Genomic DNA, 13078 nt, shown 5'->3' on the forward strand with positions numbered 1-13078 from the left:
ACACCACGCACACACGGAACGCCGCGCGCACACGGAACGCCGCGCGGCAGGGCGGAGGGAGCCGGTCATGGCAGCCAGGGGCTGGCAGTTCTGGGTGGACCGGGGCGGAACCTTCACCGACGTGGTCGCGCTGGCTCCGGACGGCCGGCTGCTGACCCGCAAGCTGCTCTCGCACGACCCGGCCCGCTACCGCGACCCGGCCGTCGCCGGGATCCGGGCCCTGCTGCCGCCCGGCGCCGACCTCGGAGCCCTCGTCGACTCCGTCCGGATGGGCACCACGGTGGCCACCAACGCCCTGCTGGAGCGCACCGGCGAGCCGACCGCACTGTGCGTCACCCGCGGGTTCGCGGACGCGCTGCGGATCGGCTACCAGGACCGGCCGGAGATCTTCGCCCGCGAGATCGTCCTGCCCGAGCCGCTCTACGCCCGGGTGGTCGAGGTGGACGAACGGATCACCGCCGACGGCGAGGTGCTGCGCCCGCCCGACCTCGACCGGCTCGCCGAGGACCTGCACGGCTGCCTGGACGCCGGCATCCGCTCGGTCGCGGTGGTCTGCCTGCACAGCTGTCTGCACCCCGCCCACGAGCAGGAGATCGGGCGGCTCGCCGAGCGGCTCGGCTTCGACCAGGTGTCGCTGTCCAGCGAGGCGAGCCCGCTGATGAAACTGGTGCCGCGCGGGGACACCGCCGTGGTCGACGCCTACCTCGACCCGGGCCTGCGCCGCTACGTCCGCCGGGTCGCGGAGGAACTCGCCGGTGTCCGGCTGATGTTCATGCAGTCCAACGGCGGCCTCGCCGAGGCCGGCCACTTCCGGGGCAAGGACGCGATCCTCTCCGGCCCGGCCGGCGGCATCGTCGGCATGGTGCGGATGTCCGAACTGGCGGGCCACGACCGGGTGATCGGCTTCGACATGGGCGGCACCTCCACCGACGTGTCGCACTTCGCGGGCGAGTACGAGCGGGTGGTGACCACCCGGGTCGCCGGAGTCCGGCTGCGGGCACCGATGCTGGCCATCCACACCGTCGCCGCGGGCGGCGGCTCGGTGCTGCGCTTCGACGGCGACCGCCTGCGGGTCGGACCGGACTCTGCCGGCGCCGACCCGGGGCCGGCCTGCTACCGGGGCGGCGGGCCGCTGACCGTCACCGACGCCAACCTGCTGCTCGGCCGCATCCAGGCCGGGCACTTCCCGCGCGTCTTCGGGCCGGACGGCGACCAGCCGCTCGACACCGACCTGACCCGGCGCCGCTTCACCGAACTGGCCGACGAGATCGGCGGCCGCTCGGCGGAGGAGACGGCCGAGGGCTTCCTGCGGATCGCGGTGGGCGACATCGCCAACGCGATCAAGCGGATCTCCGTCCAGCAGGGCCACGACGTCACCCGCTACGCCCTGACCACCTTCGGCGGCGCGGGTGGCCAGGTCGCCTGCCCGGTGGCCGAGGCACTCGGCATCCGCACCGTCCTCGTCCCGCCGATGGCCGGGGTGCTGTCCGCCCTCGGCATCGGCCTGGCCGACACCACCGTCCTGCGCGAGCGGGCCGTCGAACGGCCGCTCGCCGAGGAGGAGATGGCCGCGGTACGGGCTCTCGCCGACGAACTCGCGCAGACGGCCACGGGCGAGCTGCTCGACCAGGGCGTCCCACGGGAACGGATCCGGCTGGCGCACCGGGCCCGGCTGCGCTACCAGGGCACCGACACCACGATCGGCGTCCCACTGGGCGAACCGGCCGGCATGCGGGCCGAGTTCGAGGAGCGGCACCGGGCCACCTACTCCTTCCTGATGGACCGCCCGCTCGTGGTCGAGGCCCTCGCCGTGGAGGGCACCGGCCTGACCGAACAGCCCGCACTCGACGCCCTCTGCCCCGCCGGCGCCGCGGCCGAACCCGCCGGCACCGCGGCCGAGCCCGCCTCCGTCCGCCTGTACACCGGCGGCGCGTGGAGCCAAGTCCCGTTGCTGGAGCGGGAGTCGATGCGCGCGGACGACACCGTCACCGGCCCGGCCGTGATCGCCGAGGCCAACGCCACCACCGTGGTGGACGCCGGGTGGAAGGCCACCGTCACCGCCGCCGGGCACCTGCTGGTCGAACAGGTCGGCGCCACCGCCGAGGAGGCCGTGCCGACCACCGCCGACCCGGTGCTGCTGGAGGTCTTCAACAACCTCTTCATGGCGATCGCCCAACAGATGGGCGCCCGGCTGGAGTCCACCGCCCAGTCGGTCAACATCAAGGAGCGGCTCGACTTCTCCTGCGCGCTCTTCGACCCGGACGGCAACCTCGTCGCCAACGCCCCGCACATCCCCGTCCACCTCGGCTCGATGGGCACCACCGTCAAGGAGGTGCTCCGCCGGCAGGGCCCGCGGATGCGCCCGGGCGACGCCTACGCCGTCAACGACCCGTACCACGGCGGCACCCACCTGCCCGACATCACCGTGGTCACCCCGGTCTTCGACCCGGACGGGAAGGACGTGCTGTTCTTCGTCGCCTCCCGCGGCCACCACGCCGAGATCGGCGGCACCGCCCCCGGCTCGATGCCCGCCGACAGCCGCGAGATCCACCAGGAGGGCGTGCTCTTCGACAACTGGCCGCTGGTGGTGGACGGGCGGCTGCGCGAGGAGGAGACCGTCCGGCTGCTCACCGAGGCGCCGTACCCGTCCCGCGACCCGGACACCAACCTCGCCGACCTGCGCGCCCAGATCGCCGCCAACCGCAAGGGCGTCGACGAGGTCAACGCGATGATCGACCACTTCGGCCTCGACGTCGTCCAGGCCTACATGCGGCACGTCCAGGACAACGCCGAACAGGCGGTGCGCCGCGCCGTCGACGGCCTGACCGACGGCACGTACCGCTACGAGACCGACTCGGGTGCCGTGATCGCCGTCTCGGTGCGCGTCGACCGCCGGGAGCGCGGCGCCGTCATCGACTTCACCGGCACCTCCCCCCAGCTCGACGGCAACCTCAACGCGCCCTCCGCCGTCGTCACCGCCGCCGTCCTGTACGTCTTCCGCACGCTCGTCGCCGACGACATCCCGCTCAACGACGGCTGCCTGCGCCCGCTGCGGATCGTCGTGCCGCCCGGCTCCATGCTCGCCCCCGAGTACCCCGCCGCCGTCGCCGCCGGGAACGTGGAGACCTCCCAGGCCATCGTCGGCGCCCTCTACGCCGCACTCGGTGTGCAGGCGGAGGGCTCCGGCACGATGAACAACCTGAGCTTCGGCAACGCGGAGCACCAGTACTACGAGACCATCGCCTCCGGCTCCGGCGCCGGCCCGGACTTCGACGGGGCGGACGCCGTCCAGACCCACATGACCAACTCCCGCCTCACCGACCCCGAGGTCCTGGAGTGGCGGCTGCCGGTCCTGGTCGAGGAGTTCGCCGTCCGCCCCGGCAGCGGCGGCACCGGGCGCCACCACGGCGGCAACGGCGCGCTGCGTCGGCTGCGCTTCCGCGAGCCCATGACGGTCAGCCTGCTCACCGGCCACCGCCGGGTCCCCCCGTACGGCCTCGACGGCGGCTCCCCCGGCGCCCTCGGCGACAACCGGGTCCTGCGCGCGGACGGCACCGTCGAGGAGCTGCCCGGCTGCGGGAGCACCGAGCTCGCCACCGGGGACGCCCTGGAGATCCGCACACCGGGCGGCGGCGGCCACGGCAGCCCGGCCTGAGGCGATCCGCCCGGCCCTGACCCGATCCGGCCGGTCGGCGCCGGGACCGGCCGGGCCGCCGAGGCGGTGACCGCCTTCGCCCGGTGAACGCGGCCGGCTGCCGCGAGCCGTCAGGCGTGGACGCCCAGTTGGGCAAGCAGCGTCGCGTTGTCCTCGATGTGCCAGTCCTCGGTGATCCGGTCGGTGCCGACGTGCTGGATGTCGATGGCGTTGAACTCGACGCGCTGGCCCTGGCCCCGCACGCCGTCGAAGGTGCCGGTGAAGTGGCCGCGGAAGACCAGCCGGGCGGTGATCTTGTCGCCGCTGACGAGGAGGTCGGACAGCTCGCAGGTCAGGTCCGGCACCGCGGCGCGGAAGTTCCTCGAGGCGAACAGCGGCCCGGCGGGGCCCTGCGGACGGCCCGGCGGCAGGGTGTTGTCCCGGAACCGCGGGCTGACCGCCGCATCCAGGTAGCGCTGCTGCCCGGTGTTCCAGAAGGTGTACAACTGCTGGGCCAGGTGGACCTCCTGGGCCGCTCGCCGGGCGCCGATGGAGCGGTCCGCGGTGAGCGCCTTCGGCTGGACGAGGCCGGGCGAACGGTCGACCAGGCGCTGCGGCCAGTCACGGTCGGAGTCGTGGGCGGGGGCGGCCGCGGCGGTGCCACCCGCCAGGGCGGCCACGGCCGCCAGGACGGCGGCGGTACGGATCAGGGTGCGCGAGCGCATGGGAACAGCTCCTCGGATCGGGGTGGGCACGCCCGGGGGCCGGGCGTGCCGGGAGAAGGACGGGGAAGAAGACGCCGCGGCCGCGGCTCAGGCGAGCCGGCCGCCGCCGTCGACGTGCAGCACCGTGCCGGTGACGTACGGGTTGTCGACGGCGTAGAGGACCGCCTTGACCAGGTCCTCCGGGGTGCCGACGCGCCGGGCCGGATTGCGCTCGGCGACCCCGCGCAGGAACGCCTCCTTGTCGGCGCCCAGGCCGTCCCAGGAGCCGGTGTCGACGATGCCGGGAGAGACGGCGTTGACCCGGACCGGCGCGATCTCGACCGCCAGCGCCTGCACCAGGAAGGCCAGCGCGCCGTTGGTGGTGGCCATCACCGTGCGCGCCGGCGCCGGGCGCCACGCGGCCACGCCGGAGAAGAAGGTGAACGAGCCGCTCTCGGCGACCTGCCCGACCAGGTGCTTGGCCAGCAGCAGGGGGCCGATCACCTTCGCCGCGAACGCCCGCTGCACGTCGGCCGCCTCGAGCTCCCGCAGGGGGCCGTTGGCGGGCATCGCGGCGGTCGAGACCAGGTGGTCGAAGCGGCCGACCCGGGCCGCGAAGTCGGCGATCGACCGCTCGTCGGCGATGTCGAGGGCGATCACCTCGGACGGCCCGGTCAGCTCGCCGGCCGTCCACTCCAGCTTGCGCGGGTCCGGGCCCGCCAGCACCAGGGAGGCGCCGGCCGCCGAGGCCGCCTTGGCCAGGGCCCGCCCGGTGCGGGAGCCGGCGCCGACGACCACGAGCCGTCGGCCCTGGAGCGAGGCCGGGGGGTACGTGGTGCCGGGTGCGGAGGCGGAAACGGACATGGAGAACTCCTGGGATCGTCGGGGAATCAGACCGCCCGCTGTTTCCCGCGGCGGCCACACCACGACCCTCTCCCGGCCGCCCGTGATGAGTCCAAGGCTTGTTTTCTACCCCAGCGATAAAATCCGTTCATGGCAACGCCGACGCTCAGGCAGCTCGAGTACCTGACCACCGTGGTCGACACCGGATCGTTCACCCGGGCGGCCGAACAACTGCACGTCACCCAGCCCGCGCTCTCCCACCAGATCCGCGCCCTGGAGGGCACCCTCGGCGGCCCGCTGCTGGAACGGCTGCCGCGTTCCGTACGGCTCACCCCGATGGGCCGGGCGGTCCTGCCGCACGCCCGCGCCGCGCTGGCCGAGGCCGAGCGCCTGCACACGGCGGCCCGCCGGACGGCCGGGCTGGAGGAGGGCGAACTGGAGGTCGCCGTCGTCTACTCGGTCAGCCTCGGCATCCTGCCGCCGGTGCTCCGGGACTGGCACCGCCGCCACCCCGGCGTGCGGATCCGGCTGCGCGAGTACGCCCACACCGACCGGCTCCAGGAGGCCATGCTCGCGGGCCGCGCCGACCTCGCCATCGGGCCCACGCCGACCGGCTGGGAGGGGCCGATCCGGGAGCTCGGCGTCGAGGAGTTCACCGTCGTGCTGCCCGCCGAGGACCCACTGGCCGACCGCCCCACCGGCACGGTCGAACTGACCGAACTCGCCGACCGCGACTGGGTCCACTACGCCCCCGACAACGGCCTCGCCGATCTCCTGGACCAGGTCTGCGCCCGGGCCGGTTTCCACCCCAGGGCGGCGATCCGCGCGGAGCAGACCTCCGCCGCACCGCTGCTCGCCGCGGCCGGGCTCGGCCCCGCCCTGGTGCCCGCCAACATCGTCCCGGCCCACTTCGAGGGCGCCCTGCTGCGCCCGGCACCCCCGATCCTGCGCACCCTGACCGCCTACACCCGCACCCGCCCGGACCCGCTCACCGTGGCCTTCGCCGACCTCCTGGCCCGCCGGGCCCGGGTGGACCCCGCCGGCCCCGGCCGGTCGGCCGGGGCCGCGCCGGACGGGCCGGGCGGTCCCGGCACAGCGCCGAACGCCTGATCACGCCCGGTACCCACCCGCGCGCCTCCACATCGGCTCCTGGGCCGAACGGCCCCGGTACGGCGGCCGACCAGGCCCGGCCCGAGGGGCGTACGTCCTCTCGAAGCTTCCCGCCCCGCAGAGGACAGTGGAAGAGACGGACCCCCGGCGCGTCCGGCGCCGCCGGGCCATCCTGCCAGCGCGCCTGGAGGCAGCCATGCGCCGTGTCATCCGCTTCCGCGACCTCGGCCGGGAGGACGTCGGCCTGGTCGGCGGAAAGAACGCCTCGCTCGGCGAACTGATCAACGGCCTGGGCCCGGCCGGCGTCCGGGTGCCCGACGGCTTCGCCACCACGGCGGACGCCTACCGCGAACTGCTCGGCGCCGACGGTCTGCGCGAGCGGGTCGCGGAGCAGGTCGACCGGCTGCACGGGGGCGCCCCGCTGCCCGAGGTCGGCGCCGCCATCCGCGCCGCCGTCCTGTCCGTCCCGCTGCCGCCCGCGCTCGAACACGACATCGTGGACGCGTACGCCCGGCTCGCCGCTGAGGCGGGGCGGGAGGACCCGGACGTCGCGGTGCGCAGCAGCGCCACCGCCGAGGACCTGCCGGAGGCGAGCTTCGCCGGGCAGCAGGAGACCTTCCTCAACGTCCGGGGGCCCGCCGCCCTGCTGGACGCCTGCCGACGCTGCTTCGCCTCGCTGTTCACCGACCGGGCGATCGACTACCGGGAGCGGATGGGCTTCGACCACCTCTCCCTCGCACTCTCCGTCGGCGTGCAGCTGATGGTGCGCTCCGACCTCGCGGGCGCGGGGGTGGCGTTCACGCTCGACACCGAGACCGGCTTCCCCGGTGTGGTGGTGATCAGTGCCGCCTGGGGGCTGGGCGAGACGGTGGTCAGCGGCCAGGTGGATCCGGACGAGTACACGGTGTTCAAGCCGGTGCTCAAGGACCACCGCATCGACCCGGTGATCGAGGTGCGGCTCGGTGCGAAGCGCCGCAAGGCCGTCTACGGCGGGAACGGCTCGACGACGGTCGTCGACACCGACGCCCGGGAGCGGTCCCGCCCGGTGCTCGGCGAGGGCGACGTCCGCACGCTGGCCGAGTGGGCGGTGGCCGTGGAGGAGCACTACGGCTGCCCGATGGACCTGGAATGGGCCAAGGACGGCATCACCGGCCGGCTGTTCCTGGTCCAGGCCCGGCCGGAGACCGTGCAGTCCCGCCGCCGAGGCGAGGTGCTGCGCCGGTTCCGGCTCACCGGTACGGGCGAGCGGCTGGTGGACGGCATCGCCGTCGGCGAGGCGATCGGCGCCGGGCCGGTGTGCGAGCTGTCCGAGCCGGTCGGCCTGGAACGCTTCCCGCAGGGCGCCGTCCTGGTCACGGAGATCACCGACCCGGACTGGGAGCCGCTGATGAAGCGGGCCGCCGCGATCGTCACCGACCACGGCGGCCGGACCTCGCACGCGGCGATCGTCAGTCGCGAACTGGGCGTACCGGCCCTGGTCGGAACCGGATCGGCGACCGCCGTGCTCACCGGCGGACAGGAGGTCACCGTCTCCTGCGCCGAGGGCGCGCAGGGCCACGTCTACGCGGGCCTCGTCGGGTACGAGGCGACCGAGACCGACCTCGGCTCACTGCAGGCCACCCGGACCAAGGTGATGCTCAACCTGTCCGACCCGGGCGCGGCCTTCCGCTGGTGGCGGCTGCCGGCGGACGGCGTGGGCCTGGCCCGCACCGAGTTCGTGGTCGCCCACCAGGTGCGCGTCCACCCGATGGCACTGGTTCACCCGGAGCGGCTCTCGCCGGAGGACCGGCGCCGGGTCGACGAGCTGGCGTACGGCTACCCCGACCGCACCGACTACTTCGTGGACCTCTTCGCCCGCGGCGTGGCCCGGATCGCCGCCTCCCGCTGGCCGGACCCGGTGGTCGTGCGCACCAGCGACTTCAAGACCAACGAGTACGCCCGGCTGATCGGCGGCACGCCATTCGAGCCTGTCGAGGCCAATCCGATGATCGGCTGGCGCGGCGCGAGCCGCTACTACGACCTCGGCTACCGCGAGGGCTTCGCCCTGGAGTGCCGGGCGCTGCGCCGGGCCCGGGACGAGCTCGGGCTGACCAACGTCGTGGTGATGATCCCGTTCTGCCGGACCCCGCAGGAGGCCGACCGCGTCCTCGCGGTGATGGCCGACAACGGGCTGACGCGGGGGGCGAACGGCCTGCGGGTGTACGTGATGGCGGAGATCCCGGCCAACATCCTGCTCGCCGAGCAGTTCGCCGAACGCTTCGACGGCTTCTCGATCGGCAGCAACGACCTGACCCAGCTCACCCTCGGCGTCGACCGCGACTCCGGTCTGCTCGCCCATCTCTTCGACGAGCGCGACCCGGCCGTCACCCGCAGCATCGAGTCCCTGATCGCCACCGCCCACGCGGCCGGCCGCCACGTCGGCCTCTGCGGCCAGCGCCCCAGCAACGACCCGGACTTCACCCGATTCCTGGTGCGGGCCGGGATCGACTCGATCTCCGTCACCCCGGACAGCTTCGCCGCCGTGAAGCACGCGGTGGCAGCCGCGGAGCAGGAGACTTGAACGCGGACGTCCGACGTCACGGGCCGAGCGGCAGGAGACGGCGATGAGCACGACGGAACCCCTCCCCACGGAGACCGACGCCTGGGTGGTGGACCGCCCGGGGCCGGTCGGCGGTCCCGGGCCGGGACCACTGTTGTGGGAGCGGCGGCCGCTGGAGGCGCCCGGGCCGCGGGAGATCCTGGTGGAGGTGGAGGCCTGCGGGGTGTGCCGCACCGACCTGCACCTCGCGGAGGGGGACCTCTCCCCCAGGACGGCCCGGTGCACCCCCGGGCACGAGGTGGTCGGCCGCGTGCTCGCGGTCGGCGCCGGGGCCGAGGGGTTCGGCGTCGGGGACCGGGCCGGGGTGGCCTGGCTGGCCGGGACCTGCGGCCGGTGCGGCTACTGCCGCAGCGGCCGCGAGAACCTCTGCCCCGACTCCCGCTACACCGGCTGGGACCGGCACGGCGGCTACGCCCGGCACCTGACCGCCGACGCCCGCTACGCCTACCGGCTGCCCGAGGGCCCGCCCGCCGAGCAGCTCGCCCCGCTGCTGTGCGCCGGGATCATCGGCTACCGCGCCCTGGAACGCGCCGAACTGCCCGCCGGCGGACTGCTCGGCATCTACGGCTTCGGCGCGTCCGCGCACCTGACCGCCCAGATCGCCCTCGCCCGGGGCGCCCGGGTGGCCGTGTTCACCCGCGCCGCACCCGCCCGGCGGCTCGCCCTGGACCTCGGCGCCGGTTTCGCCGGCGACTCCTACGACCCGCCCCCGGAACCACTGGACGCCGCCATCCTCTTCGCCCCGGCCGGCGAGCTCGTACCCGCCGCCCTCGCCGCCCTGGACCGCGGCGGCACACTCGCCGTCGCGGGCATCCACCTCACCGACATCCCGCGACTCGACTACCAGCGGCACCTCTTCCAGGAACGCACCCTGCGCAGCGTCACCGCCAACACCCGCGCCGACGGGCGGGCCTTCCTCACGGAGGCGGCCCGCACCCGCCCGGCCGTCCACGTGACCCGCTACCCCCTGCGGCAGGCCGACACCGCCCTCGCGGACCTCGCCGCGGACCGGGTCACCGGCGTCGCGGTGCTCGTCCCGAAGTAGGGCCACGCACCGCGGCGGTACCCCGGAAGAGCGCGGCGACCGCCTCGTCACCGCACTGTTCGACCTGCTCGGCGAACACGGTGTACCGGGCGAACGCCGGCGCCTCACCGTGCGGCGCACACCGGAGGCACCGCGGGTGGAGCACGGCGCTCGATCGCCCACGATCGGATCGCTCTCCCGCTGACTCCCGGGGCGGGCGGATCACGGCCCGGTCCCGCGCCCCCGGTGCGCGTCAACCGCCCGGCGCCCGGGAGCGCCAGCGCGGCAGGTCGTCGAGGAACAGTTGTTCACCGGGGTCGCGGTACCCGGCGAGCCGTGCGGTACGCCTCCGCCCCGGCCCTGCCCCGGTTCACCGGTACCGTCCGGACGCACCCGGCCGCACCGCACCGACCCGGACGGCCCCACCAATGGGGCCCGGTGATGGGCCGAACGGCCCTGCCGCCCCGCTCGCGGCGGCGGTCTGCTGGATACGAAGGCCCGCTCCCCGTTCCGGGCCCTGACGAGCGGAGGCACCGGCCGTGCTGACCGACGAATCCCGCACCACCACCCGGCTGCTGCCGCACACCGCCGCCGGGCGGACCGTGTCCGTGTCCCGCTTCGCCCCGGAGGTCCTGCCGGACACCGGCCGCGTCGCCCTCGACCCCGCCCGCGAACCGTACGACACCGACCGGGTCCGGCTCTCGCTCACCCCGGCCGAGGCCCGGCGGCCGGTCGGGAACGACACCGCGAAGGCCACCGCGTCATGAGGGCCTCCGACCTGATGACGTCACCCCCGGTGACCGTCGGCGCCACCGCGACGGCCGTCGAGGCGGCCAGACGGATGGAGGAGGCGGCGGTCGGCTGCGTCCTCGTCACGGAGGACGACCGACTGCTCGGCATCCTCACCGACCGCGACCTGGCCGTCCGCGGCCTGGCCCACGACGGGAGCCCCGAGCGGCCCGTCACCGAGCTCATGACCGTGCGGGTCGCCACCCTGGATGCCGACCACGACCTCGACACCGCCTACCGCACCTTCCGCAACGCCGGCGTCCGCCGCCTGCCCGTGATCGACGACGGCCGCCCGATCGGCATGCTCACCGTCGACGACCTGCTCCGTGACGTCGTCCAACGGCTCCTCGACGTGCTGATCCCGGTCTCCCGCAGCGCCCTGCGGGAAGCCGCTGTCCGCCCTCACCCTCCCCTCGAACCCCTTGGAGGCCGTCATGGCCGGTGACCTTCGCAGACGATTCCCGTTCGGCGGCCGGTGGCCGTCGTTGCCCGACTTCTTCGAGGACTTCCCCGCCGAGTTCCGCATGCCACACGGCGAGCACGTGATCCGCATCGAGGAGTCCGAGACCGACGGCGTCTACCAGCTCAAGGCCGAACTCCCCGGCGTCGACCCCGACAAGGACATCACGATCAGCATCGACGACGGCGTGCTGACGGTCCAGGCCGAACGCACCGAGGAGACGAAGGACAAGCAGCACTCCGAGTTCCGCTACGGCTCGTTCAGCCGCAGCGTCCGGCTTCCCGCCGGCGTCCGCGACGAGGACGTCACCGCGTCGTACGACCAGGGCGTCCTGACCGTCCGGGCGCCCGTCGGCGAAGTCGCCAGACCCGCCCGCAGGATCGAGATAACCCGGGGCAGTTGACCCCCGATTCCGGGCCCGGGCACCACCCCGGGCCCGTCGGACCCTGGAGCCGAAGATGACCACGAAGACCCCGACACCGATGCGCACCAAGCGCTGGACCCTGCGCCTCGACCTCTTCGAGGAGGGCGACGCCACCAAGGTCCACGCCGTCCTCGACACCGGCGACAACACCCTGGAGGCCCGCACCACCGCCCACCGCAGCCCCCACGACCCGCCCGTCCCCGAGATCGGCGACGAGTACGCCGCCGGCCGCGCCCTCGCAGAGCTCGCACGCCAGCTGCTCCACGCCGGAAGGACGGACGCCGCCGCGAACGAGCCGTGAGGTCGACCGGATCGGTGGTGTCGGGTCCGAACCGGTGGGTGGTGAGCTGTGCCGCGCGGCCGGGATGCGCCACCGCCCTTCGCCGGTCCGCCCGGGCGCGGGTGATCACACCCGCCCGTTCTCCCGCCGGTCGGGCGTCAGATCCGCGACCAGGAGCGCCAGCAGTTCCGCCGGCGCCCGCGCCGGTGCCACCGGCGACGGCTCGCGGATGAACCACTTGTTGCGGATGGGGGCCGTCGGAGCGTCCACTGATGTCCTTCCGGGTGGGGGCTTCTTCTCGGATTCGACCGCGGTGCTGCCGGTGCAGGTGACGCCGGCTGCGGTGAAGGCGGCGATGAGCGGTTCCTATCGGGTCCGCGCGGTGATCGGCAGGTGCGTGAAGCCCGCGATGACGTTCGAGCGCATGCGCCGCGGCGCACCGGCGAGTTCGAAGTCGGTGAACCGGCCCAGCAGTTCGGCGAACAGGATCCGCAGGGCCACCCGTGCGACGGTGTGTCCGATGCAGTAGTGCGCGCCGACGCCGAACGGTCGCGGACCCCGCAGCGCGTCGCGCTCCAGGGCTTCGGCACCGTCGGACGCGCGGTGGCCGGTCACCTGGCCGCGCACGGCCACCGGGTGGTGGCCGACGTCCGGGGCACCGTCGAGGACCAGCGCGGACTGCCCGTCGCCGAACTCGCCGCACTCACCAGCAGCGACGGCACGATCGACCGGAGCCGACTGCCCGCCCGGGTCACGGTCCACGGGCCCGGGCAGGCGTGGCTGCACGTCGACGCCGACGTGCTGGTGCTGGCGGCGTCCGCCTCCGCGGTCGACGAGGAGGCGGTACCGGCGGTGCGGGCCCGTCTGGTGGTCGAGGGCGGGAACATGAGCTGCACCGCACCGGCCCGCCGGCTGCTGCGCGAGGCCGGCCACACCGTCCTGCCGGACGTGGTCGTCAACGTCGGCGGGGCGGCGGCCACCGGGTGCGTGCTCGCCGGGCTGGCCCCGTCCGACCTGCCGCTCCCCCGGCTGTCCGCGTGGCTGCGCGAGTGGGTCTCCGGCAGGGTTTCCCGGAACTGCGAGCTGGTGCAGGAGCTGAGCGCCTCGGGCAGTGCCGATCCGGTCGCGGAGCTCCTCTCCTCGCGCGGAACCCCGGCCGGCGCCGCCGACCCGGAGGCGCCGGCCGGGCGGTGATCCCGCCGCAGGACGCG

At 74.6% G+C, this 13078-nt stretch carries 13 protein-coding genes; 9 read left to right on the forward strand and 4 right to left on the reverse strand.

What is annotated here, in order from left to right:
• Positions 1 to 67: 67 nt before the first annotated feature.
• Complete coding sequence (locus ACWDBE_RS23505; protein ID WP_449808964.1) at positions 68 to 3655, forward strand: hydantoinase B/oxoprolinase family protein; 3588 nt, start codon at positions 68 to 70, stop codon at positions 3653 to 3655.
• A 110-nt stretch (positions 3656 to 3765) separates the two neighbouring features.
• Here ACWDBE_RS23505 and ACWDBE_RS23510 read toward each other — a convergent pair whose 3' ends face one another.
• Both ACWDBE_RS23510 and ACWDBE_RS23515 read right to left on the reverse strand, forming a co-directional pair.
• Positions 3766 to 4359, reverse strand: a complete 594-nt coding sequence (locus ACWDBE_RS23510) for an ester cyclase (protein ID WP_449808965.1) — start codon at positions 4357 to 4359, stop codon at positions 3766 to 3768.
• An 87-nt stretch (positions 4360 to 4446) separates the two neighbouring features.
• Complete coding sequence (locus ACWDBE_RS23515; protein ID WP_449808966.1) at positions 4447 to 5202, reverse strand: SDR family oxidoreductase; 756 nt, start codon at positions 5200 to 5202, stop codon at positions 4447 to 4449.
• 129 nt (positions 5203 to 5331) lie between these two features.
• Here ACWDBE_RS23515 and ACWDBE_RS23520 point away from each other — a divergent pair, with 129 nt between their 5' ends.
• The 7 genes from ACWDBE_RS23520 to ACWDBE_RS23550 all read left to right on the forward strand — a co-directional run bounded on the left by ACWDBE_RS23520 (position 5332) and on the right by ACWDBE_RS23550 (position 11888).
• Positions 5332 to 6291, forward strand: a complete 960-nt coding sequence (locus tag ACWDBE_RS23520) for a LysR substrate-binding domain-containing protein (RefSeq protein ID WP_449790505.1) — start codon at positions 5332 to 5334, stop codon at positions 6289 to 6291.
• A gap of 196 nt (positions 6292 to 6487) precedes the next feature.
• On the forward strand, positions 6488 to 8851 hold the full coding sequence (ppsA, locus tag ACWDBE_RS23525; RefSeq protein ID WP_449808967.1) for a phosphoenolpyruvate synthase: 2364 nt from the start codon (positions 6488 to 6490) through the stop codon (positions 8849 to 8851).
• Between the two features lie 43 nt (positions 8852 to 8894).
• Positions 8895 to 9935: a zinc-dependent alcohol dehydrogenase family protein gene (locus ACWDBE_RS23530; protein ID WP_449808968.1), complete on the forward strand. Its 1041-nt coding sequence runs from the start codon at positions 8895 to 8897 to the stop codon at positions 9933 to 9935.
• A gap of 518 nt (positions 9936 to 10453) precedes the next feature.
• Entirely contained in the window at positions 10454 to 10681 is a 228-nt protein-coding gene (locus ACWDBE_RS23535) for a hypothetical protein (protein WP_449790509.1), read from the forward strand.
• Positions 10678 to 11148 carry a CBS domain-containing protein gene (locus ACWDBE_RS23540; RefSeq protein WP_449808969.1) on the forward strand — a complete coding sequence of 157 codons (471 nt, stop codon included), beginning with the start codon at positions 10678 to 10680 and terminating at the stop codon, positions 11146 to 11148. Before ACWDBE_RS23535 ends, ACWDBE_RS23540 begins: the two co-directional genes overlap by 4 nt.
• Positions 11138 to 11566, forward strand: a complete 429-nt coding sequence (locus ACWDBE_RS23545; protein ID WP_449790511.1) for an Hsp20/alpha crystallin family protein — start codon at positions 11138 to 11140, stop codon at positions 11564 to 11566. Before ACWDBE_RS23540 ends, ACWDBE_RS23545 begins: the two co-directional genes overlap by 11 nt.
• Positions 11567 to 11621: 55 nt before the next feature.
• Entirely contained in the window at positions 11622 to 11888 is a 267-nt protein-coding gene (locus ACWDBE_RS23550) for a dsRBD fold-containing protein (RefSeq protein ID WP_449790512.1), read from the forward strand.
• Positions 11889 to 11993: 105 nt separating this feature from the next.
• On the opposite strand, the gene ACWDBE_RS23555 is transcribed toward ACWDBE_RS23550, so the two are convergent.
• Both ACWDBE_RS23555 and ACWDBE_RS23560 read right to left on the reverse strand, forming a co-directional pair.
• Positions 11994 to 12137, reverse strand: coding sequence for a hypothetical protein (locus ACWDBE_RS23555; protein ID WP_449808970.1), 144 nt, complete (start codon positions 12135 to 12137; stop codon positions 11994 to 11996).
• Between the two features lie 96 nt (positions 12138 to 12233).
• The gene (locus ACWDBE_RS23560) at positions 12234 to 12368 is read right to left on the reverse strand and encodes a hypothetical protein (protein WP_449790513.1); all 135 of its coding nucleotides are present in this window, start codon (positions 12366 to 12368) and stop codon (positions 12234 to 12236) included.
• A 12-nt stretch (positions 12369 to 12380) separates the two neighbouring features.
• Between ACWDBE_RS23560 and ACWDBE_RS23565 the strand changes: the two genes are divergently transcribed.
• Positions 12381 to 13061 carry a hypothetical protein gene (locus tag ACWDBE_RS23565; protein WP_449808971.1) on the forward strand — a complete coding sequence of 227 codons (681 nt, stop codon included), beginning with the start codon at positions 12381 to 12383 and terminating at the stop codon, positions 13059 to 13061.
• Positions 13062 to 13078 lie beyond the last annotated feature (17 nt).

Source organism: Kitasatospora sp. NPDC001132 (genome assembly GCF_053598415.1).